1 protein-coding gene is annotated in these 230 nt (G+C 65.2%); it reads left to right on the top strand.

The window, feature by feature from the left end; genetic code table 11:
- Window positions 1–230, top strand: a 230-nt coding sequence (locus tag ACQG3P_RS25345) for a glycosyl hydrolase family 18 protein (protein ID WP_426806582.1), incomplete at both ends; no start/stop codon positions are given.

Below are 230 nucleotides of genomic sequence, written 5' to 3'. Positions count from 1 at the left end.
ATGACGTACGACGTCCCCGGCGCGTTCGATCCGAAGACCGGGCACCATTCGGCGCTGTACGATTCGCCGGCCGATCCGTCCACCGGTGATGTGAAGCTGTACAACAGCAACGAGGCGATGGAAGCCTTCCTCGCCCGCGGGGTGCCGGCCAGCAAGCTCACCCTGGGCCTCGGCTTATACGGCCGCGGCTGGACCAACGTGCCCAACGTCAACAACGGGCTGTACCAGAC

The organism is Stenotrophomonas sp. SrG (assembly GCF_050031795.1).
GTDB lineage: Bacteria > Pseudomonadota > Gammaproteobacteria > Xanthomonadales > Xanthomonadaceae > Stenotrophomonas > Stenotrophomonas rhizophila_A.
The sequence above is the reverse complement of the archived record's forward strand: the minus strand, read 5'-3'. Positions and strand labels throughout refer to the sequence as shown.